General features: G+C 59.2%; 28 protein-coding genes. 10 read left to right on the top strand and 18 right to left on the bottom strand.

Annotation, left to right across the window (positions count from 1 at the left end):
• The 3 genes from HMPREF1219_RS00905 to mca form a co-directional block, all read right to left on the bottom strand.
• Complete coding sequence (locus HMPREF1219_RS00905) at positions 1 to 771, bottom strand: isoprenyl transferase (RefSeq protein WP_040426701.1); 771 nt, start codon at positions 769 to 771, stop codon at positions 1 to 3.
• Between the two features lie 166 nt (positions 772 to 937).
• The gene (locus HMPREF1219_RS00900; RefSeq protein ID WP_016457115.1) at positions 938 to 1,264 is read right to left on the bottom strand and encodes a hypothetical protein; all 327 of its coding nucleotides are present in this window, start codon (positions 1,262 to 1,264) and stop codon (positions 938 to 940) included.
• Between the two features lie 260 nt (positions 1,265 to 1,524).
• A complete protein-coding gene (gene mca / locus HMPREF1219_RS00895; protein ID WP_016457114.1) occupies positions 1,525 to 2,388 on the bottom strand; it encodes a mycothiol conjugate amidase Mca in 864 nt (287 codons plus the stop codon).
• A 448-nt stretch (positions 2,389 to 2,836) separates the two neighbouring features.
• Here mca and HMPREF1219_RS00890 point away from each other — a divergent pair, with 448 nt between their 5' ends.
• Together HMPREF1219_RS00890 and greA are read left to right on the top strand one after the other, a co-directional pair.
• Positions 2,837 to 3,310, top strand: coding sequence for a DUF4307 domain-containing protein (locus HMPREF1219_RS00890; protein ID WP_040426699.1), 474 nt, complete (start codon positions 2,837 to 2,839; stop codon positions 3,308 to 3,310).
• Between the two features lie 147 nt (positions 3,311 to 3,457).
• Positions 3,458 to 3,997 (top strand): transcription elongation factor GreA, encoded by a 540-nt coding sequence (greA, locus tag HMPREF1219_RS00885; RefSeq protein ID WP_016457112.1) that lies wholly within the window; start codon positions 3,458 to 3,460, stop codon positions 3,995 to 3,997.
• 204 nt (positions 3,998 to 4,201) lie between these two features.
• On the opposite strand, the gene HMPREF1219_RS00880 is transcribed toward greA, so the two are convergent.
• On the bottom strand, positions 4,202 to 5,008 hold the full coding sequence (locus HMPREF1219_RS00880) for a Bax inhibitor-1/YccA family protein (protein ID WP_016457111.1): 807 nt from the start codon (positions 5,006 to 5,008) through the stop codon (positions 4,202 to 4,204).
• 747 nt (positions 5,009 to 5,755) lie between these two features.
• Here HMPREF1219_RS00880 and HMPREF1219_RS00875 point away from each other — a divergent pair.
• The 8 genes from HMPREF1219_RS00875 (at position 5,756) to HMPREF1219_RS00840 (ending at position 10,051) form a co-directional block, all read left to right on the top strand.
• Positions 5,756 to 5,947 (top strand): hypothetical protein, encoded by a 192-nt coding sequence (locus HMPREF1219_RS00875; protein WP_016457110.1) that lies wholly within the window; start codon positions 5,756 to 5,758, stop codon positions 5,945 to 5,947.
• A gap of 112 nt (positions 5,948 to 6,059) precedes the next feature.
• Complete coding sequence (locus HMPREF1219_RS00870; protein WP_016457109.1) at positions 6,060 to 6,404, top strand: GNAT family N-acetyltransferase; 345 nt, start codon at positions 6,060 to 6,062, stop codon at positions 6,402 to 6,404.
• Between the two features lie 118 nt (positions 6,405 to 6,522).
• Positions 6,523 to 6,735, top strand: coding sequence for a hypothetical protein (locus HMPREF1219_RS00865; protein ID WP_156823189.1), 213 nt, complete (start codon positions 6,523 to 6,525; stop codon positions 6,733 to 6,735).
• 85 nt (positions 6,736 to 6,820) lie between these two features.
• Positions 6,821 to 7,102, top strand: coding sequence for a hypothetical protein (locus HMPREF1219_RS00860; RefSeq protein WP_016457107.1), 282 nt, complete (start codon positions 6,821 to 6,823; stop codon positions 7,100 to 7,102).
• Positions 7,103 to 7,510 (top strand): hypothetical protein, encoded by a 408-nt coding sequence (locus tag HMPREF1219_RS00855; protein ID WP_016457106.1) that lies wholly within the window; start codon positions 7,103 to 7,105, stop codon positions 7,508 to 7,510. It abuts the gene before it with no gap.
• Positions 7,511 to 7,614: 104 nt separating this feature from the next.
• Complete coding sequence (locus tag HMPREF1219_RS00850; RefSeq protein WP_016457105.1) at positions 7,615 to 8,250, top strand: hypothetical protein; 636 nt, start codon at positions 7,615 to 7,617, stop codon at positions 8,248 to 8,250.
• A 203-nt stretch (positions 8,251 to 8,453) separates the two neighbouring features.
• The gene (locus HMPREF1219_RS00845) at positions 8,454 to 9,179 is read left to right on the top strand and encodes a hypothetical protein (protein WP_156823188.1); all 726 of its coding nucleotides are present in this window, start codon (positions 8,454 to 8,456) and stop codon (positions 9,177 to 9,179) included.
• Positions 9,167 to 10,051 (top strand): tyrosine-type recombinase/integrase, encoded by an 885-nt coding sequence (locus HMPREF1219_RS00840; RefSeq protein ID WP_016457103.1) that lies wholly within the window; start codon positions 9,167 to 9,169, stop codon positions 10,049 to 10,051. Before HMPREF1219_RS00845 ends, HMPREF1219_RS00840 begins: the two co-directional genes overlap by 13 nt.
• 73 nt (positions 10,052 to 10,124) lie before the next feature.
• Here the strand turns inward: HMPREF1219_RS00840 and HMPREF1219_RS00835 are convergent, their stop codons facing one another.
• The 14 genes from HMPREF1219_RS00835 to HMPREF1219_RS00765 all read right to left on the bottom strand — a co-directional run bounded on the left by HMPREF1219_RS00835 (position 10,125) and on the right by HMPREF1219_RS00765 (position 26,617).
• Positions 10,125 to 10,481 (bottom strand): hypothetical protein, encoded by a 357-nt coding sequence (locus HMPREF1219_RS00835; protein ID WP_016457102.1) that lies wholly within the window; start codon positions 10,479 to 10,481, stop codon positions 10,125 to 10,127.
• On the bottom strand, positions 10,465 to 10,878 hold the full coding sequence (locus tag HMPREF1219_RS00830; RefSeq protein WP_016457101.1) for a hypothetical protein: 414 nt from the start codon (positions 10,876 to 10,878) through the stop codon (positions 10,465 to 10,467). Before HMPREF1219_RS00830 ends, HMPREF1219_RS00835 begins: the two co-directional genes overlap by 17 nt.
• Before the next feature lie 10 nt (positions 10,879 to 10,888).
• Positions 10,889 to 11,284 (bottom strand): hypothetical protein, encoded by a 396-nt coding sequence (locus HMPREF1219_RS12120; RefSeq protein WP_016457100.1) that lies wholly within the window; start codon positions 11,282 to 11,284, stop codon positions 10,889 to 10,891.
• Entirely contained in the window at positions 11,277 to 12,704 is a 1,428-nt protein-coding gene (locus HMPREF1219_RS00820; RefSeq protein ID WP_016457099.1) for a peptidoglycan DD-metalloendopeptidase family protein, read from the bottom strand. The genes HMPREF1219_RS12120 and HMPREF1219_RS00820 overlap by 8 nt, the downstream gene beginning before the upstream one ends.
• Positions 12,705 to 12,708: 4 nt before the next feature.
• Positions 12,709 to 13,068 (bottom strand): hypothetical protein, encoded by a 360-nt coding sequence (locus HMPREF1219_RS00815; protein WP_040426696.1) that lies wholly within the window; start codon positions 13,066 to 13,068, stop codon positions 12,709 to 12,711.
• A 200-nt stretch (positions 13,069 to 13,268) separates the two neighbouring features.
• The gene (locus HMPREF1219_RS00810) at positions 13,269 to 13,601 is read right to left on the bottom strand and encodes a hypothetical protein (RefSeq protein ID WP_016457097.1); all 333 of its coding nucleotides are present in this window, start codon (positions 13,599 to 13,601) and stop codon (positions 13,269 to 13,271) included.
• Positions 13,602 to 13,620: 19 nt separating this feature from the next.
• Positions 13,621 to 13,956, bottom strand: coding sequence for a hypothetical protein (locus tag HMPREF1219_RS00805; RefSeq protein ID WP_016457096.1), 336 nt, complete (start codon positions 13,954 to 13,956; stop codon positions 13,621 to 13,623).
• Between the two features lie 432 nt (positions 13,957 to 14,388).
• Entirely contained in the window at positions 14,389 to 16,872 is a 2,484-nt protein-coding gene (locus tag HMPREF1219_RS00800) for a hypothetical protein (protein ID WP_156823187.1), read from the bottom strand.
• A gap of 80 nt (positions 16,873 to 16,952) precedes the next feature.
• A complete protein-coding gene (locus HMPREF1219_RS00795) occupies positions 16,953 to 17,786 on the bottom strand; it encodes a hypothetical protein (RefSeq protein WP_016457093.1) in 834 nt (277 codons plus the stop codon).
• A 53-nt stretch (positions 17,787 to 17,839) separates the two neighbouring features.
• Positions 17,840 to 18,622, bottom strand: coding sequence for a hypothetical protein (locus HMPREF1219_RS00790; RefSeq protein ID WP_016457092.1), 783 nt, complete (start codon positions 18,620 to 18,622; stop codon positions 17,840 to 17,842).
• Positions 18,623 to 25,048 carry a transglycosylase SLT domain-containing protein gene (locus HMPREF1219_RS12710; RefSeq protein WP_016457091.1) on the bottom strand — a complete coding sequence of 2,142 codons (6,426 nt, stop codon included), beginning with the start codon at positions 25,046 to 25,048 and terminating at the stop codon, positions 18,623 to 18,625.
• 17 nt (positions 25,049 to 25,065) lie between these two features.
• Complete coding sequence (locus tag HMPREF1219_RS00775) at positions 25,066 to 25,419, bottom strand: hypothetical protein (RefSeq protein WP_016457090.1); 354 nt, start codon at positions 25,417 to 25,419, stop codon at positions 25,066 to 25,068.
• A 17-nt stretch (positions 25,420 to 25,436) separates the two neighbouring features.
• Complete coding sequence (locus HMPREF1219_RS00770) at positions 25,437 to 25,727, bottom strand: hypothetical protein (protein WP_016457089.1); 291 nt, start codon at positions 25,725 to 25,727, stop codon at positions 25,437 to 25,439.
• 152 nt (positions 25,728 to 25,879) lie between these two features.
• Positions 25,880 to 26,617 (bottom strand): hypothetical protein, encoded by a 738-nt coding sequence (locus HMPREF1219_RS00765; protein ID WP_016457088.1) that lies wholly within the window; start codon positions 26,615 to 26,617, stop codon positions 25,880 to 25,882.
• Positions 26,618 to 26,627 lie beyond the last annotated feature (10 nt).

The following is a 26,627-nucleotide window of genomic DNA, read 5'->3' as shown; positions in this document are numbered from 1 at the left end:
TTATTTTCCAAAGCGCCGGTTGCGGGAGGAAAAGTCGCGCAGCGCACGTAGGAAGTCGATCCTGCGGAACGCCGGCCAGTAGGTGTCTGTGAACCAGATTTCGGAATACGCTGCTTGCCACAGGAGGAACCCAGAGAGCCGCTGTTCCCCGGAGGTTCTAATGACGAGATCCGGATCGGGCTGGTCGCGGGTGTACAGGTGCCGCGATAGGGACTCGATGGTGAATGCATCGGCGATTTTATCGGCCGGGGTGTTCTTTTCTACTTCCTCGTGAATGAGTGCTTGGACCGCATCGACGATTTCTTGCCGTCCGCCGTAGCCCACCGCGATGTTGACCTCAATACCGGTGTGGTCCTTGGTCTTTTCGGCTCCCCGTTCCATCCTGGTGGACACGTCCTCCGGGAGGAGATCCATGTGCCCCACGAGGCGCAGCCGGCAGTTGAGGTCTGAGGTGGAAAGCTCGTCGACGACATCGGCAATGATGTCAAAGAGCAGGCCGACCTCCTCCGCACTGCGCTTCAGGTTTTCCGTGCTGAGCAGGTAGACGGTGACGATTTCTACCTTCGTGTCCTCGCACCAGCGCACGAGTTCACCGATTTTCTTTGCCCCCACCCGGTGGCCGTGGGAAACGTCAGCGAAACCGGCCTCCCGTGCCCACCGTCTATTACCGTCGCACATGACCGCGACATGGCGCGGTTGCGGGCGTTCCTTGATGACGCGCCGTAGGTGATTTTCGTACAGCGGATACAGCAATGTGGGGAGCAAATTCACACTTCAAGTCTAGCCACGCAACGGGCAGTTTCACACATGGGCGCGCCCCCGGTACTTCTGCCCGCACACGCAACGCATGCAGTCAATCGACTTTCCACCAATTGACCATCAGCTACAAACTTTCCCCCGAAAAATTCTGCCGTGGTTTGGCAATCTCCGCCGTGTGCTAGATCAGCGGGCGACGCTTGGGAATATCCATCCCGGCTTCACGCATCGCTTTGTTCAGGGTCTCCTCATCAAAAACATCGATACCGTGCTCCTCAGCAAACGCGCGACGGCGGTTGAGGCGGGCGATGCGACGTGCCAGACGCCACCCCAAGAACAGGATCGCCAGCATCATGACGGCAACGACGAGCAGACCGATTGGGGAGGCTTGGCTACTGTCTGCATTTTCCGGCGACGGCCCACCCGATTGGGCTACCACGGCCACAGCTTGGTTAAAACCGGTCACTACCGACGCGTATGCCCCTTGAACAACCCCACTAGTAAGCATGTGCGCTTCCTTTCATCTTCCAAACCTGCGAACCTAGCCCGTTGCACCCGGGTCAACACCGGGAACCTGCTGCGGACAACCTCACCCGTTGGCGGGCTACTGGCAGGACAACCGCTGCGAGGGTCTTAGCTACATCGTAGTAGTCGCACCTCGCGTCTGTGCCGGTTGACCCCCACCGCGTGAGCATCCCGTTGCACAGCCAGGCTGTTTCTGCCCACTTCGTCCATGCCGGAATGCTTCGCGCCGTGTCTCGGCCTTGTCTAGCTCAGCCCAGCGAGAAGATCGGTCTCCGGAATATCCGTGGACACCCGCGTTTTTGCCAGCTCAAACTCCTCTGTTGGCCAGAGTTGCTTCTGCATCTCAAGCGGCGCGGCAAAAAACATGCCGTCCGGATCGATCTGTGTGGCGTGGGACAACAAGGCTTGGTCACGGTTTTCAAAGTATTCAGAGCACGGCACCTGGGTGGTCACCCGGCGCATGAGATCGAAGTTGCGGCTGCGCATCCGCTCCACGTAGTCGGCCACGGGGCTCTCTTTTCCAGTGGCGAGGAATGCTTCGTGGAATTTCTCAATCCTCTGGCGGATGAACCCGTGCGTGTAATACAGCTTCTTCGGCTCGTAGGCCTCCCCCAGTTCCGGCTTGTAGCTGGGGTCCCCGGCACGGTCCCACGCGATCATGCTGATCTTATGCACCATGATGTGGTCCGGGTGTGGGTAACCACCGTTTTCATCGTAAGTAACGATGACGTCGGCCTTTTTCTCCCGGAGGACCCTAATGAGGCTGTCGGCTGCTTCCCCCACATCCTGCAGCGCAAAGCATCCTTCTGGCAGTGGTGGGAGCGGATCACCTTCGGGCAACCCCGAGTCGACGTAGCCGAGCCACACGTGGTCGGCACCCAGTGCCTTAATGGAACCAGCCATCTCTTTGCGCCGAATCTCGTGCATATCGTCCGGCAGGCTATCGGTGTCCAGGTGCGGATTCAAGATGTCGCCTCGCTCGCCACCGGTGCACGTGACGATGCACGTCTGGTGCCCCTCGGTGGCGTATTTTGCCATGGTTGCGGCCCCCTTGCTTGCCTCGTCATCGGGGTGAGCATGAACGGCGACGATTGAATAACGCTTCATAGATCCTCTGTAATCTTCCTTTTCCGTCCGGCTTGGGGTGCGAACCAACGGTACCAACGTTAGTTTAGTGGTGCACCATATACTACTGAGGCTTCTTGCACACGGCCCGTACCACCGCTCCCCGCAAGCATCGCGGTGACATCCCAGGCGCACTGCGTTAGTGCAGCGTGAACAACCCGCTAACGGGGCGGTTAAGCCACCTTCACACACTGCGGCCCACCTATGCACGTGCCTCATCCCGATTCGTGCCACGCACAGAGATTTGTCGCCCGGTACCGGGCACGATGCCTCCCGTCGTACGCGTGGCGTACCTATCCTGCACCTCAACCACAGGAACCACAGGATGCAACCACAGGAAGCGGGGGATGGAACCACAGGACGCAACTACTGGAACCACGGGATGGCCTCAATTCTCACCCCACACAGAAGGCCACTAAGCTGTGAAAGTATGACTACGCAGAGCCGGCTTGATGCACGCTATAACCGACAGCGTGAGGACAACAACATCGCGGGAAAGATCATTGTGATTGGAGCAATCCTCTTCCTCATCGCCGGCGCTTACGTTGTCTGGCAGTATTCCCAGTACCAGGAGAAGGACAAAGTCACCGCGGAGAAAGTGGAATACACGCGCCTGCAGGACAACACGTTGAGGCTCACGTTTGATTCCATCCGCGACAACCCTGAATTGGATTCGTACTGCATTCTCCTCTCGTGGGACTACAACCACGCTGAACTCGGGCGCAGAGAAGTTTTGATACCGGCGGGAGGAGACAAGAAAACCCGACACACGGTGGACATCCCCAGCCGTGGTGTCCCGGTGCTCGGCGAGATTTACGGGTGCTCGACGAACATTCCTTCCTACCTCACCGAGGAGCCTGAAGAACTTTCGTCCGTCCCGATTGATCCGACCGCGCGCGACTAATGCGCCACCCGGCCCGCGCCAGTGGTAGAATTCACTCGAATTGTGGCATAACCTGCCACGTGACCAGACTTAAACGCAGAAAACTTGTCATTTTCTTTGAATTTCGGTGTTGGGGCCCATAGTCCCAATACCACGGGAAGGATCTCAATGGCTGAGGCACAAAAGACATACATCACCCCGGAATCAAAGGCTGCTCTGGAGCGCGAACTCAAAGCACTCATTGATAACCGCCCAGTAATCGCCGCTGAGATTAACGAGCGTCGTGAAGAGGGCGACCTCAAGGAGAACGCCGGTTACGACGCCGCTCGTGACCAGCAGGCGCAGGAAGAGTCCCGCATCCGCGAGATCGAGGAGATGCTGAAGAACTCCACCACCGAGCGCACCGCCCTCAAGGAGGGTGAAGCCCAGGTGGGATCCGTCGTTCACGTGTACTACAACGGCGACGAGGACGATAAGGAAACCTTCCTCATCGGTACTCGCGCTACCGCCTCCGACAACCCCGACCTGGAGACTTACTCCGAGCTGTCTCCTCTGGGCGCTGCGGTTCTCGGCGCTACTGAGGGAGAAACCCGCGAGTACACCGCGCCCAACGGTGCGAGTGTGTCCGTCACCCTCGTTTCCGCCGAGCCCTACGACTCCGCTAAGGCGGCTGCTCTGCGCGCCAAGCGTCTCGAAGAGAGCAAGTAACCACTCCACGCTCGTTTAATCCCGCCGGCCACCCCGGCGGGATTTTTCAACTCTTGAGGGTAACCGACAGGTCCCACTCTCTCCCCGATTTTCCGGCGCGAACGTAAAAAGCCACCGCCGAGGACTAGTACAGCCTGACGATGGCTAGTTCTGTGACCGGACTACGCACACCCGCCTGAGCGAATGCGCGCCACGCGGTCGCGGTTAGTTTCTATTGAAGTAGCTGAGGAAACGCAGAATCTCCGTGTACAGCCACACGATGGACACCGCAAGCCCCAGCGCAATGCCCCACGCGTACTCGGCGGGTACACCTGCTCGAACCATGTGGTCTGCGGAATCGAAATCCAGGAGCAGCGTGAACGCACCCAAGGCAATAACCGCAAGCGAGAAGATGATGGCGAGCATTCCGCCGTCGCGAAGCGGATTGAAACCGAAGAAGATGGAGCCAATGAGGTTCCCCAACACCAAGGCCAGGACGCCGAACAGCATCGCCGTGACAACCCGGCGCATCTTCGGGGTCACCTTCACCGCGCCGGACTTGTACACGTACAGCATGCCAGCAAACACACCGAAGGTACCAAGAATTGCCTGGCCGATGAGGACACCGCCGTTAGCGCCCGAGATTTGGAAGCCCGTGAAGATCCCCGAGAAGCCACCCAGGAACAGGCCCTCGAAGACCGCGTAGGCGATAGTGACGGCTGCCGACCCGTACTTCTTACCAAGAGTTGAAATGAGGACGGTTACAAGGCCACCGATCGCACCAACGAAGGTGAGGATCATCGTGGGCCCGCCCGTACCCAAAATGGGAACGAGGGCGAAGTTCGCGGCGGCGAACAGGACGATAATGCCGAGGGTGATGCCCGTCTTGGTGACGATGTCATCCACCGTCAGCGGCCGGCTTCCTCCCATTCCGTATCCCTGCTGCATGGGTTGACCATAGCTAGGCTGGCTGTACCCGTTCCGGGTTTCATCGCGTTCTAGGGAAGTGAGAACCGGGTTATTGCTTTGCACAGTAGAATCTCTTCCTTTATTACGTCGTATTGTATCACAATATCTATTACGCGGTGGCAGCCACCGCCAACGCGCACCCATGCACGCGTCAGTATGCTTGTAGGGCTACCTACCGGTAACCACTACCACCTCGCCACTGCAGCTCGGGTGCGCTCCGAAACGGCACCAGCCATTCCCTATTGACGCATTCGAACTTCAGCGACTCTCACTATTACCAACGCCCTGTGGCACAAAATAGTTCCATGCGCCACACGTTGTTGCTAAAAGTTTATGTTTTGGCTGTGCGCGAGCTCACAGTGGGTCTCCCCTACCATGGCACGAAAGCGGCACAGCGTTCTAAGGACGGCCTAGGTAGGAGGGCGCGGTCGCATCTGAGGCTAGCGTGTACGCGGCACCAGCATGTACGGACGGGCCTTTCTCGTGTACGGACGGGCCATTCTTCGGCACGCTACCGTCTGGCGCAGCCGTAATCTTTAGACATTTTTTAGACACTTTACGCAAAAAATCGACCAGCCACACCACTCAAAACGTGGTCTAGCTGGCCGTATTGTCCCCCTGGTGGGACTCGAACCCACATGTGTCGAATTTTTGTGCAGTGGTTGAACTTGGTTTTTGCTGGCGTTCGCGTTTTCGATTAATGGGCACATAGGATTAAATACGGCCATTTATGGCGATTTGTGGTGTCGCATGTCGTGGAATTGTCGTGGGATTCTCATGTAACACCCCGACGCGAGGCATGATGAAGTCATGGATGAGATTCTCTTCGTGGACGTATTCGACGGTCGCCATGATTATGTGGGCACGCGTCGAGAGATCGTGGCGGCGTTGCTCGCTGCTGTGGATCCGGAAACAGTTGATCTCATGGCGCTTGCGGCGGCAGTGCATGATGTGGAGCCGCTTGATGTCATGGTGACGCAGGTGGGTGACGAACCTTTCTAACCCTACCCCCTGTTTAGGGGTGGTTAAATGTTAACCCGGTTGACATGTAATACAGGGTGACATATACTAAAGGCATCAGCAAGAAAGAAAGCTCAGAAGAAAGGAAACCAAAATGAGCACCATCGAGACCCGCACCGGCACCTACTACGACGAGCCCGACGAGATGCGCATCATTGAAAAATTCGACGAGGACGGCACCATGATCGCCGAGCTGTACGCAGACCTCACCACCTGCCAAATCATGCAGGTCTACACCGAGCCGGAATACCGTGGCGAGGGGCATGCCACCTCCCTTGTCGAGTGGGCTACTGAAAACGGCATCGAGCTTCTCCACTCCCCAGAGTGGTCATGCACCGACGACGGTAAGGCTTTCGCCGAGGCTTGCGACATTATCGATACCATCGAGGACGAGGATGCCTATGGCTGGGAAGATTTCCAATCCACGTTCACAGCATAGCACACCCCCGCTTGGGGGCACGTTAGCGTCAACCCGGTTGACATGCCATGTCGGATGACATATACTAGAGACATCAGCAAGAAAGAAAAGCTCACAGAAAGGACGGAACACAATGTTCATGGCTTACATGTCCACCACGGACGGCGAAACCGAAAGTGTGAACCTTACGAGCAAGGCAGGCGGTGCCTACTACGAAGTAGAACCAGCCATTGAAAAACTCGCACCGTGGCTAAACGCGGAACAGGTCGAAACCGTTGTAATCGCAATCGACGACGGCGAAACCGTGGAAATCAACGGATACACGTTCTGGTCTGATCTTCCAGAGGGCTAACCCCTAACGGTGGGGCGCGCATACCCTAATCACGCGCACTGCACCACAATGGAGCAGGCAACGAGACAGTACGAAAGGAAAAATCATGTTCACACTAACCGCCACCAAGCAAGGGATTATGGGCATCCAGGCCGATACGCTCACGGCAACGGACCTCGAGGACCTCGCATCGAAGGTCATTGAGGGGGATTATTCGCGTTCCGCGAATACGCACGCAGATGGGCATTGGTCATTCTTCTACTGGGCTGACCCGGACGCTTTCGAAGATGACGAAGCCCCAGAGAAGCCGAATTACACCATTGAGACGGTCACCGACTTGGCTCGCAGCGTTTTCGACACGAGCAACATCGTCATTGAGGAGGTGTAAATGTCTACTACGCTTTTTGCCCTGGCTGGCAGGCTAGCTGAGGAGCATGACCTCACCCGCGGTGCGGTCATTGATGCTTTCGCGGTCTATGTGCCGCAGATTGAGGCTCTCGACAGCGCCACTATTGACGAGGATAATGTGACCGACGCGCAGGCGGAGGCACTAACGGCTGCGGTTGAGGGCTGGCTGGAGAATGATAATCCGCGCCGGGTTGATGAGCTGCTCGATGGGATTGCCGAGGTGTCGGAGCGGGTGGCGGAGTCGCAGTCGCAGGCAGAGATGCTGGCGAGTGTGCGGGATACGGCGATTTGTGACGCGTTGGCTGCGGGTGCTGCCGTGACCGATGTGTCGCGCGCGTCGGGGTTGTCGCGCACGTCGATTTATAAGATCCGCGACCGCTACAATTAACCCTATTTGGGGGTATTGTAGTGTAAACCCGGTTTGCACTTTAATTCGAGAAAAACTACAATATAAATATCAGCAAGAAAGAAAGCTCACAGAAAGGAAACAAGATGAGCACCACCACTGATCTTCTCCCCCAGGCCGAAAACGGCACCCTCACCAACTGGGACCTCGCCCAGGCCCTCCACCACGAAATCGAATGGCTCGACGACTACGACGAGGCGTCCCCCGCAGATGACTCCATCAAACTCACCCGCAGGGACGGCCAAATCATGTGCTTCACCCTCGAGGAGGACATCGACCCCGACGAGGACACCCGCGAGATTACAGGCTGGACCTACTGGACCTTTGACAGCGAGGACGATTTCCTCGCGGATCGTGGCGCTTCGGTCGATGGTGACCCCGCCGACAACGGCATGGAATGGCTCCTCGGGCGTATCAAAGCCACCGTCACCAAGTGGGCCGAGGGTAGTGTGAAATTCCGCTTCACCGCCGTCGCAGACCCAGACGGTGACTGCGTACCAATGGACTTCTCCACCACCCCGACCACATTCGACGAGGCCGTCGACGCCATCACCAACTACATCTACGAGGCGACCGGCACCGACTGGGTGGAGACACTCAGGGAGGAGACAAATGAGTACGGGGAGCAGACCGTCAGGCTCGGATACCGCGACCCGGAGCACGACGAGGACTGCGTGGTTGATATTACCTCCGTGCTGCTCGACCCGAGGTGGCTCGCCTAAAACCCCAGGCCCCGGCCACGCTAGCCGGGGCCTCAACATTTCGTGAGGGCATTATGTTGATTACGCTTTTGCAGCTGCCTGAGCTGCGGAAAACGCTGGTAAAAAAAGAGAAGTTGCTACCGCCACCGCCTCCGGGGGCGGGGGTTACGGAGCGGCACGTTGCCACCCTAAAGAACGCGTCTTTGTGGTGGGTATCGCGGGACATGACGAAGCTTGCTTTGGATACGGCACCAGATCTGCCACCGTGGACCCCGACAATCGCCGCCCCCGAGACCTCCGGGCTAATGTGGTTCGACCACCCGATCGGCACCACCCCAGCGGACCCCGGCGAGGGATTCATGGCAGATGGGCGGTGGGCCGAGTCAATTCTCGGCTCCGCTGCGGTGCACGGGGTACACTGGTCCATCACTGGCGACCTGCTGAATTTCACCTTCTACGGCGCAGTCTCGGACCCCGTGCAGAGGGCACGCACCGCACCATTATGGCGGGACGTATACGAGATCGCGATGTACACCGTCAGGGGTGATGTGGAGTACTCACCGCAGGTGACACAGCTGCGGGAGCCGTGGGCTGCGCATGTGGTGCACACGATTGGTGCGGCGTGGCTTTTGATGCAGCAGCCGAGGGTAGCGGAGAAGCGCTCACGACGGGCGAGTCTGCACACAGGAAACAAAAAGCGAAAGCCAGGAAAGGAGCAGCTCATTCAGGTGATTGACCTGCGCCGGTTGGCACATAATGATGCAGAACGCGAGCAGAATTACGGCCAGTCACGGGAGTTCCACACGCGGTGGATGGTGCGCGGGCACTGGCGGCAGCAGCGGGTAGGCCCGGGCCGAAAATACACGAAACCTGTTTTCGTCTCCCCTTATCTGAAAGGGCCGGAGGGGGCCCCAATCAAGACGGACCGAGTCAACGCATGGAGACACTAGGCCCGGTGCCGCCCGGACGGGAGCACTGGGTCGTCGCCCCCGTGGTGGCGGCAGCGGACTTCATGGCAGGATACAAGCCGACGACGGCCCGCTCGTATGGGCCGCAGCTGCGGCGCTGGCTGCATTTTTGTGAGGATTCACACCTCGACCCGTGGGCGGTGGCACGTGCCCATATTGAGGGCTACCTGCAGCGCCTGCCCCCATCATCAGCTCAAGGGGCAGCGACGGTGATCTGCCAGTTCTACAGCTTCGCGCACCTGCACGGCCTCACCCAGACCGATCTGGGCTATGGGGTGCGCCGTCCCCACACGGGCCGCCACCGGCCCGGCACCTTTGCGACCCGTAAGGAGCTCACCCGGATGCTCACCATCGCACACGCCGACGGCGGCGACACCTGGGGGCTGCTGACGATTCTCATTCTCATGGGGACACGTGTCGGCGAAACCTGTGCCCTCCGTGTCACCGATGTTGAGCACGCCGGGGACGGACTGCGACTGGTGCTGCACCGCAAACCCAATCACATTGACGCGCTGACAGCCCCTGAGGGGGTTGTGGAGGCCCTTACCCCACTCCTTGCAGCTCGGCATGAGGGCAGGCTCCTACGCTGGCAGGGCCGGGCCATGACCACACAGGATGCCCGCCGGATTGTAGAAGCAGTCGCAGACCGCGCGGGGTGCGAGCAGCACATTACCCCGCACTCCCTCCGCCGTTCTTTTGTCACCCTCGCCCGTGACCTGGGGGTCGATGATGAGGACATCATGGCGATGACAGGGCACTCTGATGTGACGATGATCGCCTACTACGACCGGGGCCGCAGGCAGCGAGGCGGGGCTGCTGGGAGCGCGGTGGACCGGGCACTGCGGGGCAAGTGAGGGCATAAAAAATGGGCCCCAGGGTCTGCCTGATTTGGCACCCTGGGGCCTATTTTTGTGTGTGAAAACCATCTTAATCCGAGCGGTGCCTGTCCTGCTCATTCAGCCAGGCGTAAAAGCTCATGGGGGGCGGGGGCGGCCAGTGCATATCCTGGTCCTCCAGCCAATCCTCGACCCTATGCATCTCGGCGATGGCGTAGGCGGCGTAGTCATCATGCGAGCCGACCTTTGCTTCCAGGTCGGCGACGCGCTGGCCTAGGCGGGTGATGTCGTCCTGCAGCCGCTCAATGGTGGCAGCAGCGGTGGTATCAAGCGTGGCGCGGAGATTCGTGTGGCGTGATTCACGCGACGCGAGCCACGTCCCGCCGGCTGCGATGATCGCAGCCATGAGCGCGTCGGCCCGGTCGAAAAACTCAACGAGAATCCCCACGGGCGAGCACCCCCTCGGCCAGGGTAGCTGCCCCGGTGATCACCACCGCCGCGATGAGCAGGTAGTTTTTTGCGGACACCCATCCCCGTGCCATGTCACCGGTCACCCAAGCACTGACGTAGATGAATGCGAGTAGGAGGGTCAGCCCCATTGCGAGAGCTGTTCCCCACCTGCGGCACCAATACCACCTCAGCCCTGCGAGCATGAGCACCCCGGCGATAATCCACGCTACCACCCACAGGCGCGGGGGGATAATGCTCACCACCATCGAGAGGGTGCTTGGCACATCGCCGAGAATAGGGTCATAGGCGATGCCAGTGAGCACACACCACAGGGCGACGGCGATGATGAGCCCGCGTGCCGCCAACCTCATGCGGGCGGACAATTTCACGCCCATACCTGACCCCCTATCGCTTCAGCAGCAGCGTGTAGTCGCCCGGGAGCTCAGCCACCTTAGACACCTCCGGAGCACTGGAGCCCAGGCCTGCGAGCATGTCCCGAACATCATTGAGGACCATTCCCAAATCGCCGGGCGCGCCGGGTAGTGGCGTGCTCGCTTTGGCCACCTCGGTCACATCACGCACCGTGGTTGGGTCATCGGAGCCGTGATGGGTTTTCGTCGCGGCGATACCCAGGCCGACCGCAGCCAGGATGGAGATGATGTTATCGGCTTGCGCGAGCCACGTGTCGGCCTGTGTGTCGGTCACCCAGCCGCCACCGACGGCGATGGTGAGACCAAGCGCGAGCACCGCGTAGATTATGCGGCGTATCCACCAGGATTCTTTCCAGTTCGCTTTAGGCATTCTCGGCCCCCTTGGTCATGAGTGCGGTGGTGAGCTTGTCGACGGCTTGGGTGAGGGTGTCGAGCTGCTGCTGCTGCCGGGCCACATCCTCACGCGTCAACGCCACCAGCTCAATCATGGTTTTTCCGCCCCCCTCACGGGTGCGGGCTGCTTCGCAGATGGAGTGCTCGTCCCAGCCGTTGAATGCTGGGGTGCCGTCGGGGTGCCTGCCGGGTCCGGCAAGCTGATCCATAATCAAACTTTCTAACATCTTCTTCCTTTCATCATTGGGGGTTTCTACTGGGTGGCCTGTGAAAATGGCCTGTAACTGCTGACGAGTGCCACGGTAGGCGTTGACATCAACCGCCTTAAACCCGGCCACCTTGCCATTGGAGCCGAATTGGAGAATGTCGGGGGTGCGGTCACCCAATGGGTATTCCCACCCCTCGTGATTGTCTCCACCATTGCCCTGGTACAGGTCGCGGGGGCTACCATTGCGGTTCCGTCCATAATTCGATACCCACAGGTGCCCCAGTCCGGCCATTGGCGGTTCCCCGCCCGGCATGCGCTCCCAGTACCACGCACCTGAATAGATGCCGGGCACGTGATAGCCACGCCGCTCAAGCTCCTGCTTGGCTGCCCACACATCGGCCTTGCTTAGGAGCGGTGTGTCCTCCCCCTTGACGGATTCCACATCGATCCACACGCCCAAATCGCGCCTACCGGCCATTTGCTGGTCGATGACATCGACCTGCTGGGCGATGCTGGTGCCCTCTGAGGGTGCCCTGAGGTACCAGTAGGTGGAGACGAGCATTCCGGCGCGCTCCGCATCCTCCAAGTGGGAGCGGAACACAGTATCGCGGTGCGTGCCATCGCATAGGCGGAGGATAGCGAACTCTATTCCCTCCGCCCGGGCGCGTGCCAGGCTTAGCCCATTCTGGTGCTCGGAAATATCAATCCCCATCAGCGTGCCGGCCCCGGCTTGGGTAGGGGCCGGATTGACCGTAGGCCCCGGGTGCGGGTGCGAGTTTAGCCAGCCCATCGGGTCCTGATGGCGGCCACCGATACGGCCCGGCGCTGTCCACACCTCGAAATGCAAGTGCGGGCCGGTGGACTGACCCTCGGAGCCGACCACACCGATCTGCTGCCCCGCTTTGACCACATCACCTGCGGTCACCATGATCCCGGGGTGATGGACGTGGCCGAAAATGAAATCATGCCCACACGACTTTTGCGCATCGAGCCAGATCCATGACCCAAACCCAGACACACTGCCCTGCGGCCGGTCACGGCCTTGGATAATCACCCCATCGGCGGGGGCATAAATCGGTGTGCCCTGTGGGGCTGCCAAATCCACACCCGCATGAAATGTGCCCCAGCGGGGCCCGTATCCGGAGGACAGCTGGAAACTGCCGGCTGCCATCGGGTGATACTCCGCCATAGGCCTACGCCTCCTCATTCTCGGGTGCGTGCTGGTACAGGCCGGTGACATCGAGCCATTTATCTGCGGTGAAATCGACGGGAGGCATGATGATGGCCTGTGCCTGGAGGATGCGCCCATCCACGAGCACGAGGTCACCGGTGATGTACACGAAGTCATTAACCGGCGTGTACAGCTCACCCGGCACGGTCAGCCCTTCCGGAGCCTTGGTGGTCGGTGGGGTGGGTAGCATCTTATTGGCACGCATGGTGCGGTATGCCTTCACCATGGCGGTGTCGGCGGATTCAGCCTGCCTGATCTCCTCGATGTAATCGACGACGAGCCAGGTTCGGAGGTCGTTCGCCTCCTGTTCACTGAGCTTCATCTTTCGAATGTTAGTTTTCACGATGTCTAGCTTGGACTGCAATTTTTTTCCTTCCTGCCTGTTTTCTCGTATCCTGCCCTAATCTGGGCAGCGGTAAGGGGCAGCACCCTTTACAGGTACTGCCCCTTGGTTTCGTGTGGTTATGTTTCGTCGAGCGGGGATGGGATGATCCGGATTTCCAGGCGCTGCCCCCGCCAGGGCTAGGTGGTGAGCGGTATGAGTGCAATGCGGAGGATCGCGCCTTTTTGGTCGGGGCACACGTCGCTGTTGACACCGATTTTCATTTTCTCCTCGATGGACACCACCCGCGTGAGGGACTGCGCCGTATTGCCGCGCAGCCTGCCGAATTCCGGCCACTCCGAGGAGCCTGAGCGATTCAGGGTGAGTGACACCGTGCCCGGATAGACCGCAGATGCGACGAGCACCCACATTCCCGCAGGCGGCGCGGCCACATTCGTGCCCGTGTCCGAGAAAATAAAAGCCGACCCGTTGTAAATGGCTGTGATCTCCCGCGTATCCAAAGGGGTGCTCATGCTGCCACCCCCGTGCCTGCTAGGTGGTGGCCTCGTAGGTGAGGGGTATCAGGGTGAGTGCCAGTGGGGTGCCCTTGAATGTGGCGAGCCGCACATTTGTGTTGATGCCGATACGCGCGTTTTTCGGTGCCGTGATCACCTGCGTAAAGGTTTTCGCCCGTGTGCCCCGCAGTTTCCCCAGCTCCTGCCACGAATCCGGGGCGTAGGTATTCATCGTGACGGTGATGTCCTCCGGGAAAATCGCGGACACAATAAGCACCCAGGTACCCTCGGGGATGATCGTATTGTTCGAATCTCCGCTCCTGACGAATTTTGCTCCGTCGTAGGTGAACGTCTCCTCGAAAAACCCGGTCATTTATGCCACCCCCACCGGGGTGGTTAGGATGCGTCCATCCCGATGACCGTGACTGATCCGATTGCTGAGGATTCGACCTGTGCCACATCGTCGAATGACACGTAGATATAGTCCTCTGCGGATGTGGCTGGGACGATGAAGCTCCGGGAGCGTACCCCCCCCCCCGCTAGAGGCGGGTACAACCCCCACCCTGCGGGATACTGCCCCGTTTTCGCGCTGGTAGGTGAGGATCGCCTGTTCCGGCCCATCCCACGTGATCTTGACAAGATTTTCCCCGGGATAGAGCGAGCACCGGACATGCTCTTGCCATTTCGTGTGTATCCGGTGGCGGTATTCCTCCGGGATGATGGATTCTGTGCTGCCGACTCTGCGACGGATTGGCACACTGTACATTGCCTGTAAAATAGGCTCACTCATAAAATTATCCTTTCCTTATTGTTGGAATTCCTTAGGCATCGGTGGAATCGGCTCCAAAACAGGATCCTGGGGGATCACCGGCTTCGTGCCATCCGGCAGTGTGATCGGCGTAGCGATGATCTCCACACCCCGCACCTCCTGCCCCGCACCGCCCGTAATCCCCGCGATCCGCTTTTTATCGTGCCCCGCGTAGACAGATTCCGTCCGGCCACCTGCGATACTCCACTGAGCAAAATCTGTCAGACCAGAGCGCATGTAAAGCGTAATTTTCAGGTGCCCGTCCCACGACCCTTGCAAGTTCACATAGACGGAATTTGCCCCGTAGCTGGTATTGAGGGTGAAATATTTTTCATAGTCTGAGGACGCATTCGACCCGCCGCCGCCCTGCATCCATTCCACCGGCCTTTGCATACGGAGGGTGTCCGCCGTCCATAGCAGAATTTTATCAATAAAATCTTGTCGCCGTTTGCTGTTCTCAATCGCCACAGAATTGACCTGGCTAGCGTATTTGGTAGCCAGGGCTATTGCCCTAGTCCCGGTGGCGACTGATTCAGCATCTTTCGCCACCGCCAACGCTTTAGCGTTCACCTCTCTCTGAATCCTCAGCGATTCAGTGTTCGCTGCGGCGGCATCCAGCGCATCACGGGCCGTTTTCTGCGTATTCTCCTGCGACTCCTGCATGTAGGCCAGTGACCCGGCCATAGCCCCCACAGATCCACCCAATGCACGCACAGCCCGGTTCGTGGTCTCCTGCGCCACCGTATTGTTATCCACCTGTTTCTGAATCAGCGCATTGGACTGCTTCAGCTGGTCATCAGTCTTTTTCAGGTTTGCCTGCGTCGTAAGAATCGTCGCATTCGTCTCAGCCAGTTTCACCTGTGCTTTTTGCAGCTCCGTGGTCATCGCAGACAGTTCACGGATTGCCTTTTCGTGCATCCGTTGAATCTCGTCCAGCCTGCGAATCGCCTGACGGTTCGATTCAATCGCCGAATTGGCCGCATCAATCGCCCGCTGTGCAGCCTCAAGTGCTTCCTGCAAATAGGCGAGCGTGCCAGCCATCGCAGCCTGAGAACCAGCAAGCGCTTTGACAGCCCGTGCGGTGACTTTAATCGCCTGCTCATGCGCTTCCAGAATCGCCTGCTGCTTGGCGTTAATATCGGCCTGGACGGCCAGCATCTCCCCATGCAGACTGAGGATCGCCTGGTGTTTGTCCACTATCTGCCGGTACAGCGCAGCCACAGCGTCCTTATCGGCACCCGTCGCCCTCGCCGCAGCCTTAGCCTGATCCAGTACTCCACCAGCATCGGTGACAGCCTGCCCAGCTTTTGCCTTAAGGTCACGCACCTCCACAAGCGCTTTATCGACCTCAGCGGACTTACCAGCGACCTTTGTAAGCGTAGCCTCGGCCTGTTCAGCCATCACACGCGCTTTCTCAGCACCGGCCACCGCATCGACCTTTGACCGTTCCGCAGCCTCAGACAAACGCCGAGACTCGGCCAAACTTTCCCGCGATTCTTTCACATACCTGGCCGTATCCTCCAAAAGGACAGCAACCTGGTCGTGCAGCTCACGGGTACCCGCCAGTGCCTCCTTAGCCGCCGCACCATGAGACGCAGCCTCCGCGCTCGCGGTTTTCGCTTCATCATTCAAACGGCGCGCCTGAACCAGTTGTGCGTCAATTTCTTTGCCGGTTTTCTCCACCCCGGCACGGATCCCCTTAACGATCTCCGCAAGTGCCTTATTCTCAGCGAGCTTCGCATCCGACTGCGCCAACAGCCTCTCAACCTCAGCAAGCTTCGCAACCGCAGAATCAAGCTTCGTACGCGATTCCACCAGTAACTTCTGCGCCGCCTCATCAGCCACACGCCCATCAGCCACCGCAGCCTCAGCCCGATCAAGCAGCTTCCCCAGCTCGCCGGCCTTATCCCGCACCTCGCTAAGCGCAGCATCAGCCTTAGAATCAGCCGCCGACGCAGCCGACTTAGCCTCCGACGCGGTTTGACGCACCTCATCCAGCCGGCCACTAGTCTCACGCCGCTCCTGAGCAATCGTGCGCTCCACCTCAGACGATGCCGTGCGCAAAGCATCAGCATCATAAATCAGCTGGTCACCCACATGCACACGCCACCCCACAGGCTCCGACACAGAACCGACATGCGTAACCTTTGTGACCAGCTGCCCGTGCAGCACACGATTCCACACCCTCACAGGCACCAAGTCACCGACGGTGAAATCCTCACCCGGCACCTGCCCCGCGAGACCGGCAGTCTCAATATCCCGCGAGAATCCGACATCTCCTGAGACGCGTTTTTCCGCCGTGTCGAGGATCTTCTCCACATTCGACACGTGCTGCACAGCATCAATTTGCGCATCGGCACGCACGAAGGCACGCCCAAACCTTTCGACGGGCCTGTGGCCGTCGCCGAGTTTGGCGATGAAACCAAGCTCACGGTCATCCGCAGGCGCGGGGGGCGCGTCGTAGCCCTCCGGCCACGTCACAGCCCAGGACCCCCAGGTGAATGCTGCCATCCTGGAAGCGATCGTCAGCGACCCACCGGGTGCAATAAGTGGTGCTGTACTCACGCAACCACCCCCTGTAGAACATCAACTACCATGATCGGCTTCTCCCACGTCCTCTCCACCGTTGTGTCACCGTCACGCACCCGTACAGGGCCATCACCGGGCAGCCACAGGCGTACATCAATATTCACGCCCGCATTCGCGGCCACCGAAGCGACCGTGTCCCACAGGGTGCCATCATTTTTCCGCACCGTCACCGACAAAGGCGACGCGTGCCCAGATTCTGCCCAGTCCACCACCATGTCCGGATCATCTGTCCACCCGTAGGCAGTGTTGACCGCGTCGAGGGAATCCTGAATGACGGTACGGATCACCGTCTCAGGGGCACCACCCACGGTGTAGTGGGTGGCTTTCGTGGCGAGCTCGACACCCGCATACACCCGCGGCGTGACGTAGCGACCTGCGGCATCCTCATGCCACGTGTCAAACCGCGCCTGCCATGACGGCGGATGCGACGGGCACGGCTTCAACTGGAGCAGTGACCGAATGTGCACGCCCTCGATAGTGAGCTGATAGGGCCGATCCATGCCCCCCTCAGCCACACGCGACACCACCATGTAGGTGGAAGTCCGCTCCGGTGTCGCCACCATGACAAGGAAACGCCGGTCAGTGTCCGGGGCGAGCTGGCCTGTCTTATCGAACCGGCCGACCCCCTCACCGATGAGCACATCCGCCACGGGGTGAATATCACCCGTCGAGGTGGCCGTCGGCACCACAAGGTTGAGGGGGGAGTCTGCTTGCCCACGGGTGTCCTCGGCACTCAGCTCGCTAATGGCAGTGATGTCCATTATGAAGTTGCCGTCACCATCAAACAGCCCAACCCACCTCCCCATATTCGTCACAGTGACGACAATATGGTGATGTAGTTGTACCCACGAAAAAGCCATCAGAACCACCCCAGCACAGAAAAATCACACACCATCCGGGCCCCACCAGGAATCCTAAACACACCCGACGCACCCGGAGGCACACCCTCAAAAACAGTGCCCCGCAGTGAGCGCCACAACGACACATCACGGACACCATCCACATCGGTGACCTCACCCCCAAGCCACGGGTCAAAATTCAGCACCCTGACAGCAGACACAGGCGGCAGCTGCACAGCAGCACCTGACGGCATCACCAAAGACCCAGCCGCAGACCACGTCACACGCGGCCACACCCAGTCGACACCATCATTCACAACCGTGGCACCACCCACGTATTCGCGGGTGACAACAGCCACCCCCCGATCGCACACCAACCGCATAGGCAACTCCATGAACCCCACATCATCGGGCTGGACCTCCGGCATCCCCGGCGTGAAATCAGCGACCAACCTCACTCCAAGGGTACGGGGCTCACCGTCACCCACACGGGCAGTCAGCACACCCGGCACAGTCGTCGACCACGAACCCAGCCACTCAGCCAGCACAGCACCCATCGACTTGCCGACCATCGAACCATCGACCACCACAGTGAACTCCACACTCATCGGGTCGAAACCGGCCTGGAAGTCCGCCAGCCGCTGCCCCGACAAGCCCGCAGCTTTCACCACAGTCTCAGGACGCGACGGCCACAAAACAGGGACCGTCCCCTCCTTCACAAACACCCCGCGGGGCGGGGTGGCCCCCATCAAAGGCCACACCACCCCCGATGGCGACTCATAAACCAACTCCCACGTAGCCATCTATTTACCTCCCATCGCAAGCGCACGACGCAACCGCTCCTGACCATCAGACAGGCTCCGCGCCTCAATCCGATCCACACGACCAACAACTCCGCCGAGCTGCTCCACAAGGGCCAACATGTCATTGACATACTGGTCAGAGGACACAGCCAGCCCCTCCGCAGGCGCAGTAATATTCACCACCTGCGGGCGACCCTGCTCACGCGCCAACTGATTAGCACGCACACCCTGAGCCCGAGCAACATCAGCGCGAGCCGCACGCACCACAGCATCCGACTCCACCAACGCTTCAGCAGACCCACGCTCATACGCAGCACCAGCCTTAAGAGACTCAGAGCGCTCACGCAAACGCTGCAAATACTCACTCTCCGCAGCCTCACGCTTCGCATCCTCAATCTTCCTTTTCAGGCCGATCTCTTCATCGTCGACCTGATCCAAAGACCGCTGGAATTTCTGATTCTCCACCCGGCGCAAAGCCTCACCGAAAGCAGACCCCTCAATGATTTCCTTACCGCGCTCATCATGCTTAAAGAAGAACTCGTATTGCGCCGCCTTAATCGTCTCCGCCATGGAGTCCTGCAGCTCACGGTATGGTTTACCGGCCTCGGATGCCAAAAGCTCCGTGATACGCGCCTGGGTAGCGTCGTACTCTCGGGACGCACCATCATAAATACGACCCCAGTTCCCGACACCCCTACGCCAGCCGGAATCCTGCATCCGCGCCCGAGCCTTAGCAGCCACCTCCATGAGGCGGGCGATCTCCTGACCCGTCAGGGCCTCAGACTGGCTCATCGTGCCCTGGCCTTGCAGCTCAGCAAGGCGCTTTTCAGCCTTGAGCCGATCCTCACCCAGGCGTACAAGGTCGCGCTGTGCCTTAATCTGGGCGAAAACCGACTCCGTCAAAGCAATCGACGCATCAACCTGCTTTTGGAGTGCCTCGAGCTGCGCAGCATCACGCTGGTGCTGCAAAGCCAAAAGCTTCGGGGAAACCTTAGCGTAGAGATCGATCTCGCGCTCGAGCCCCATTTGTTTCGCGGTTTCGAGCTTGTCGAGCCAGGCAAGTTGCTCATCAATCGATGCACCGGTCAGCTTACGGGCAGCATCAGCGCCCACAAGTTGCTCAGCGATCCGATTCCGCTCCACCTGCTGGAGCCCCTGAGCCGCGCGGATCATCTGCTCATTCCAACCCACATACTCCAAGGACAAGTCCCGGAATGCCCACGCCCGGCGATCCTCGAGACGCTGGCGTTCGTCGGCTAGTTCTTTCTCAGCCTGGGCAACAGCCACCACACCATCGAGACGCGCCATACGCAGGTCGAACTCCGCCGTGCGGGTTTTCCACACCGCAGCCCTCAGCGCCGTTTGCGCCTGCACAATCTGCACAGAGGTCTCCACCACGGTTTTACGGAATCCGGCAGCAATATTCGCCAGCTCCACGAATCCGCCCATGGCCTCATGGATAGCCTTCGCGGATTCGATCCGCATGCGGTTCACGCGGTCGATGATGTCCTTCACCAAATCCACGATGAAGGTCATGACCTGGATTGCCATTGCGATCTCGGCATGTCCCGCAGCAGCCGCAGCCTGGGCAACCACATCACGGGCACTCGACAGGTCAAGTTCCGCTTTCAGCACCTTTTCCTGTGCTTTCTGCACAGCGTCAGCGCGCTTATCTTCAGCATCGCTGGAGTGATCCGCAATATCCTCACGGACGCGGCTCAGCTTCTCCTCAGCTTTCGCCACCTTCTCATTCGCGGCGGTAGCTTTATCACCTGTCGCTTTGGATGCTGACTCACGCGCCTTAGCGAGCGCATCCTCAGCATCCTTGAGCTTGCGGGCATCCTGTTTCGACATTTCCGCCGAATCGGACTGCGCCTCGGCTAATTCTTCCTGCGCTTTTTTCAAAGCGTCGGCTTTCTCAGCCAGCTTCGCAGCCGCATCACCCTGCGCCCCGTAGGAGGCTTGGAGTTTGTCCCAGCCGGACACCAGCCCAGCGGTCTTATCGGCAACCTCCTTGAAAATACCCGGCAGGGAACCGACAACCTCATGCCACTCCTTGACAGTGGCAAGGTCAGCAAAAGCCGTCACATTCGGCAAATACTGCTCGAAGAGTTTCCGCGCCCCAGTCTGTGCTGCATCCCCTGCACCACGATAATCACCCTGCTTGACAAGGTCAGCAACACGATTCGCCAATGCCCCCACATTATTAGCGAGGGCGTTGAGCGCCTGCAATTGCGGGGCGTTGACCACAACCTCGTCGAAACCGGAGAAATTAAATGCTGCACCACCGGCGGGCAGGATACCACCAGCGTCGTACACACCCGCGAAGGACGGCAGGATACCACCGTCGGCGTAGCCGTGGCCATGACCCCACATGGAGGTCAAATCCGTGCCATAACGGCTGCGGTAGTACCTCAAAGCGGCGTTCATGTTCGCCCACGGGTCCCGACGGTCATCCGGCAACTCCGGATCACGGTTCGCTGCGAAAGTTCCCGGAATGATCTGCAACAGACCGACACCAGCGGATTCACCCGTACCGTTCACATCCACGATTTGCTGAGCGATACCGGGATTACCGCCGGATTCGGACTGAATCTGCGCCAACATCGCATTCACCTGCGCCGGATCATCAGCATTAAATCCCTGGCGACGCATCGCAGCCATCGCCATATCACGCCACGACTCCGCACTCCCAGAGGTACCAGCCGACCCGGAAAATGTGCCGGCCTTTTTGGACACAAAATCCCACGCCGCTTTCGCCACGGTCTGCAACGCAGCAGCAGGGAGGCTACCCATCATGCCAAGCGTGTCGGCACCAGGGAACGCCCCAATAGTGTTAATAGCCCGATCCCAGATTCCCTTGACCATCGCCATGAGATTGAAGCCGGAGCCACCCGTAGCACCCGGCAGATACTCGCCCAGGATGGACGCGAGGGTGAGCTTCGTTGGGAAATACGAGTGCTCGGAACCCCAGGCGGAGCCACCCCACAGAACACCATCTCCGCCACGGGATTCAGCATTGGTGCCCGCGAGGGTACCCGCCATGTGATCGGAGGACACGCCGACCGTCACGGGGCCACTCAGACCCCTGACGAAGCCCCACGCCTCCGGGTTTGCCATCAGCGAGGTCGTATTGAACAACCGGCCAGCGCGCCCGTCACGCCCGTTGATCTCGTTGAGAATACCCGACCACAGGCCGGAGCAGTCCCACGATGGGTCACCGACACCACCCCACTGGTAGGGCTTGCCTGCTTCACGCTCCATGAACGCGATGGCGCGCTCAATGTTTGCGGACTGCTCCTCCTTGCGGGCAGTGTCACCGTTGGGGAGGAACATCCCGCCACGGGCGAACCGGAATTGGGCACCCTCGCCGATAAGCTTCGCAACAGCCGAGCGGCCACCCTGGCGGGCAGCCTTATTAATCGCGTCGATCGCATTCGGCCCAAACGCCTGCGTCGCTTCCGGGCGCAGAATCGACTCCCCACCCGAAAGCCCAATCGCCATGCCAGTGCGGGGGTCGACAAAATTGTAAATGTCCCTGCCAGGTGTGTAGCCAGGGAGGATACCACCTGTGGCGAAGCCCAGCTGGACGGGCTGCATTTCATCCAGGCCGACGAGCTTCGCTACGCCATTCCACGCTTTGAGGAGCCCGTTATTCCACACGGTTTCCACCACGAATTTGATGGGCTTAGCGGCAAGGTCACGCAGCTTCCCGAACGCCTCCCCCATCGAATCCATCGCCTTGTGCGTTTTATCTTTGAGGAAATCAATCGCACCCTGGAATGGCGCAAGCACTGTGTCTTTGATTTCCGCCCAGGCCTGGTACATGACCATCTTGTAGTGCAGCCACGCCTGCTCCATCGCGTCGGAATTGCCTGAGAAAAGCGCCCGCACGAGGTCCCACACGGCCATAAACGGCTCGATAAACACGGTGCGGAGCTGGTCCCACACGTCGAGAATGCGGTCACGCCACCCCTCAACATCGACACCCAGTGATCCCAGCACGCCTGTGACGAAATCGCCCATTGCGCCGAAAACATCAGAGAAACTCTGAATACTGCCAATTGTGTTATTGAAAAGATCGCCCATCTGGGAGAACCAATCCACAAGCGGGGCCACAAAATTGTCAAGGAAGTCCTTGACAACGCCGGTCACCCACTCAAAGGCATCAGCAAGCCCACGGATGACCCCAACCACGAGCATGATCGCACCACCGAGCACCCCACCAAGGATTTCCGCCACAGTCTTGAAAACGGGGATGAGCACCGGGGACAGTACATTCCACACAGCCTGCAGGGCGGACACGAGCGTGGTTACCGCAGTCCAGAGCACATTTCCCACAACCTGGGCGAGCTTCAACGCAATCCCCGCAACATTCCCCAAGATGCCACCCACAGAGGACAGAATCGGCCCCAGCTGCGACATCAACATGCCGCCAAACTGCGCCAGAATCGGGGACACCTGCTGCCACAGATTCCCCAATGTCTCGAAAAACGTCCCCAACGCGGACTTAACCCACTCAAACGCTTCACCCAAATGAGTTTTCAACCCCATGAACGCGTCACCGGCCTTGTACGCGAAATCCAGAATCGCAGCAGCCCGCTCCTCACCAAACCACTCCGAAAGCTGGCCCATGCCGAAATCTTCACCGTGGAACGCAGCGGTAATCTCCTGCCACGCGACCTGAACTGCCTCCACGAAGATTTTGATTTTCCCCGTGAGCGCGTCCCAGGTTTCAGTCAGGAATCCTGTGAGTTTCTCCCACGACTCGCGCATGAAATCAACGAGCTTGCCCCACAGTTCCCGGCCTTTTTCCGTCTTTGTGAAAAAAGCCCACAGGGCGACACCCACAGCGGTCACAGCAGCGACAACAGCCAGAATGGGGGCAGCAGCAGCCGCAAACCCGCTAACGAGCCCACCGATGTCAGTGCCAGCGGCCAGCGCAGCAGCCGACAACGCACCCATCACCTTCGACACCTGCGCCACAATCAGCACACCACCAGCAAGCGCACCAATAGCCGCAGCGATCCCCAAGAAAAGCTTCGGGTGCTTCTCCGCAGCCTGCGCGACCTTCCCCATCGCATCAGACACCGCCCCCAAAATCGGCAACAGCGCCGTCCCTAAGGCTTCTTTCATGTTGTCCATGTGCGCCTTAGCAACCTGCACCTTATGCGCCGCAGTATCCGTCTCACGACCAAACTGCCCCTGCGCAGAACCTGTCTGCTCCGTCAAAAGCGCCAACAGCGCCTGCGTTTTCGCCTGCTTCTCAGCCTCGCCCGTCAGCCCCGACATGCCCATCTCGGCCATCTTCGCATTAATGTCCGCCTGCTTAATGGACACACCATAGCGCTCAATCGGGTCGGTCTCACCACGCAGAGTCGCCCCCAAAGCTTGCACCGCGTCCTCAGTCGGGCCACCAAACGTTGCTGCTAGGTCAGCCCCCATCTTCACCAAATCGGCAGACTTATCCGCCAACTCGTCCATCGGCACACCCTGGTTTTTCAGCATCGCGCCAATGTAGGATGCCTGCTCACGATAGGCGTTACCAGATAGGCCCACAGAATCAGCTGCGCTCTTAGACAGGTCATTAATCTTCTGGGCATGATTCTCAAAAATCGACTCAGCGGCCCCATAGGACTGCTCAGCATCGGCTGCATAATCCGCAGCCCCCTTACCAAGCGCCGTCAACCCACCAAGCGCCACAGTGGCGTGCAGCTGCATCTTCTCCGCAGCCTTTCCAACCGCAGAACCCACCTGCTTCGAGGAATACCGCACCTTCTCAAACGCCTCAGACAGCTTCGACGTGGACTTAACCGCGACTTCCTGCATCTTATCCAGCTGCTTCGTCGACGCGATCACATTCTCGGAGGCCTCAGCCGCTTCATTCTGCGCCTTAGTGAGCTTCTCCTCCGCAGCTGTCACACGGTCCGCGGTCCGAGCTGCAGACTGGCGTGCCTTCTCCAGAGAATTCTCTTTGTCAATGACCATCGTCGTGGCCTGATTACGAGCCTTCTCCAGGTTCGCCTCAGCATCTGCGAGCTGCTTCGCCGTCGAATCCGCATTGCCACGCACATCAGCGAGCTTCTGCTCGGCAGCAGCGACCTTTCGGCCAGCGTCCTTACGGGCTTGCTCGAGTTTGATCTCCGCAGATTCAACAGCCTTCGCCTTAATCTGCGCGTTATCCCGCTCAGTGGCAAGCTTCTTCTCACAGGAGGCAACCCACTCTGCGGCTTTCGCTTCCCGCTTGCGTGCCTTCTCCACCCGTGCGGTAGCCTGCTCCACAGCCGAAGCCATCCCATCCCCGAAAGCGGTACCCGACGACTCGCCCACCTTCTTCAGGGTGGGGATAAGCTTCTCCTCGAGTTGCTTCCTCACCGCGCCGAAAGAAGGCACGATCGGAAGTGACGCGTAGCCCACAGATGCCATTTGCTGCTCCTTTTACGTTATAACCCCTCAGCCTTGAAAAACGCCTGCCTACGTTTCTCAGCGGCACGAATCCTCGCTTTTTTCTCCTCCCTCAACCGCTCCCGACGCGCATCCTCCCGCATCGTCATCAGAGGGTGCTCACTCTCCGTCAACGCGTAGAAAATACCCCCGAGAATGATCTGCTCATGAGACATCGGGTCACGGTCGAGGATTTCTGACCAGAAATGGGACCCGAAGCGGTCGAGGTGTTCAGCAATGAGCAACACACGCCGGGTAGACAATCGCCTACCCGGTGGGGTGCGCCACCAATCCCACAGGTCCAACCCCATCATGAGCAGATCGAATTCGAGCGCGTCACGGTGCTTCAGCACCAGAGGAAGAAGCGAGGTTAATCTTCCCCCTGGCCTGTGACCTCGTTGTATGCGGGCATGACCTTATCAACAAGCTCGCGGGCCGTAAGCCCCATAAGCGTCGCACGGCGACGATCGTTTGCCGTGAACAGGCCCAGGGTGAACGTCATGAAATTGCCCTGCTCCGCTGCAGTCATCGTTTCCACCGACGCGTCCATCGGGTCGGCGAACATCTCAAACTTTTCCTTCTTGCCTCGCAGCTCCACTTCGACGGTGACGGTCTCCGGCTCGTACTCACTGCGGGTTGTGGTTTTCTTCGTTTCGGCCATGATTTTGTGGTCTCCTTTTCGCTCAAAGCCTAAAAATTGTTGGTGTCGTCGTTTTTCACTTCACCCACACCCAAGGAGAACATGCAGGTCAAGGGGTGGGTAGAGGAGGAAAAGCGACCAAAAATATCCCCTACCCACCCCGCTCACATCAGCTAGTGAGACTCGGTACCAGATGCGCCGGACGGGTTCGACGCGACAGAGGTGCGGCTACCCGCCTCACCGGACGGTGTCGCCGTCTCATCAGCGGGCTTACCTTCACCAAGCTGGTAGGTGTCCTTACCTGCAGTCTTAGTGATGTCAGCATCCTTTACAAAGCGACGCACATCGAGCTCCACGAGCTTGCCCTCCTCAATCTTGAATCGACGCTCCTCAAACACCGCCCGCTGCTTATCGGGACGGTACCCAAACGTCACGGTGGTAGCCTTCGGTGCCGAGCCACGACCCTGCTCATCCACACGAGCGGTTGCCTTCTCACGGGTAGCACGCAGCGACACGGTGCCATCCTGGTTAACATTGACCGTCAGGACATGCAGCATCGCCACCTTGTTGGAATTGACGACAATGCGGGTGCCATCCTTGACCTCAGACTCGGGCCACTTGATGTAGTCCAAGACCTCATTCTCATCAAGGACCTCCACCTGGCCCGTCACAGCACCAGCCTTGTACTGGTAGCTGATGACACCGAATCCGGTACCGGCAGCGGTGGACTCATCAATCGTACGGGTCAGACCAACCTCGGAATCATCATTGAGGATGCCGATGACCTCCCAATCAGGCCCAATAAGGCCCTTGTAGCCAACCTTTGGATCATCCGCGCGGGACACAAAGACCAGCTGGTCCTCGAGGGGCTGCACCCCAGCCGGGTCGCGCAGGAAATTCGTTTCTGTCATTTTTTCTTCC

This window comes from Corynebacterium pyruviciproducens ATCC BAA-1742 (assembly GCF_000411375.1).
In the GTDB taxonomy this organism is placed as follows: domain Bacteria; phylum Actinomycetota; class Actinomycetes; order Mycobacteriales; family Mycobacteriaceae; genus Corynebacterium; species Corynebacterium pyruviciproducens.
The sequence above is the reverse complement of the archived record's forward strand: the minus strand, read 5'-3'. Positions and strand labels throughout refer to the sequence as shown.

Coding starts and splice junctions, on each gene's coding strand:
- HMPREF1219_RS00840 (WP_016457103.1), top strand. CDS start 9,167: ATGGAGACACTAGGCCCGGTGCCGCCCGGACGGGAGCACTGGGTCGTC.
- HMPREF1219_RS00790 (WP_016457092.1), bottom strand. CDS start 18,622: ATGGCTACGTGGGAGTTGGTTTATGAGTCGCCATCGGGGGTGGTGTGG.
- HMPREF1219_RS00855 (WP_016457106.1), top strand. CDS start 7,103: ATGTCTACTACGCTTTTTGCCCTGGCTGGCAGGCTAGCTGAGGAGCAT.
- HMPREF1219_RS00875 (WP_016457110.1), top strand. CDS start 5,756: ATGGATGAGATTCTCTTCGTGGACGTATTCGACGGTCGCCATGATTAT.
- HMPREF1219_RS00815 (WP_040426696.1), bottom strand. CDS start 13,068: ATGAAGCTCAGTGAACAGGAGGCGAACGACCTCCGAACCTGGCTCGTC.
- HMPREF1219_RS00770 (WP_016457089.1), bottom strand. CDS start 25,727: ATGGCCGAAACGAAGAAAACCACAACCCGCAGTGAGTACGAGCCGGAG.
- HMPREF1219_RS00890 (WP_040426699.1), top strand. CDS start 2,837: ATGACTACGCAGAGCCGGCTTGATGCACGCTATAACCGACAGCGTGAG.
- greA (WP_016457112.1), top strand. CDS start 3,458: ATGGCTGAGGCACAAAAGACATACATCACCCCGGAATCAAAGGCTGCT.
- HMPREF1219_RS00805 (WP_016457096.1), bottom strand. CDS start 13,956: ATGACCGGGTTTTTCGAGGAGACGTTCACCTACGACGGAGCAAAATTC.
- HMPREF1219_RS12120 (WP_016457100.1), bottom strand. CDS start 11,284: ATGCCTAAAGCGAACTGGAAAGAATCCTGGTGGATACGCCGCATAATC.
- mca (WP_016457114.1), bottom strand. CDS start 2,388: ATGAAGCGTTATTCAATCGTCGCCGTTCATGCTCACCCCGATGACGAG.
- HMPREF1219_RS00820 (WP_016457099.1), bottom strand. CDS start 12,704: ATGGCGGAGTATCACCCGATGGCAGCCGGCAGTTTCCAGCTGTCCTCC.
- HMPREF1219_RS00765 (WP_016457088.1), bottom strand. CDS start 26,617: ATGACAGAAACGAATTTCCTGCGCGACCCGGCTGGGGTGCAGCCCCTC.
- HMPREF1219_RS00810 (WP_016457097.1), bottom strand. CDS start 13,601: ATGAGCACCCCTTTGGATACGCGGGAGATCACAGCCATTTACAACGGG.
- HMPREF1219_RS00830 (WP_016457101.1), bottom strand. CDS start 10,878: ATGGGCGTGAAATTGTCCGCCCGCATGAGGTTGGCGGCACGCGGGCTC.
- HMPREF1219_RS00860 (WP_016457107.1), top strand. CDS start 6,821: ATGTTCACACTAACCGCCACCAAGCAAGGGATTATGGGCATCCAGGCC.
- HMPREF1219_RS12710 (WP_016457091.1), bottom strand. CDS start 25,048: ATGGCATCTGTGGGCTACGCGTCACTTCCGATCGTGCCTTCTTTCGGC.
- HMPREF1219_RS00870 (WP_016457109.1), top strand. CDS start 6,060: ATGAGCACCATCGAGACCCGCACCGGCACCTACTACGACGAGCCCGAC.
- HMPREF1219_RS00850 (WP_016457105.1), top strand. CDS start 7,615: ATGAGCACCACCACTGATCTTCTCCCCCAGGCCGAAAACGGCACCCTC.
- HMPREF1219_RS00865 (WP_156823189.1), top strand. CDS start 6,523: ATGGCTTACATGTCCACCACGGACGGCGAAACCGAAAGTGTGAACCTT.
- HMPREF1219_RS00795 (WP_016457093.1), bottom strand. CDS start 17,786: ATGGGGAGGTGGGTTGGGCTGTTTGATGGTGACGGCAACTTCATAATG.
- HMPREF1219_RS00900 (WP_016457115.1), bottom strand. CDS start 1,264: ATGCTTACTAGTGGGGTTGTTCAAGGGGCATACGCGTCGGTAGTGACC.
- HMPREF1219_RS00845 (WP_156823188.1), top strand. CDS start 8,454: ATGACGAAGCTTGCTTTGGATACGGCACCAGATCTGCCACCGTGGACC.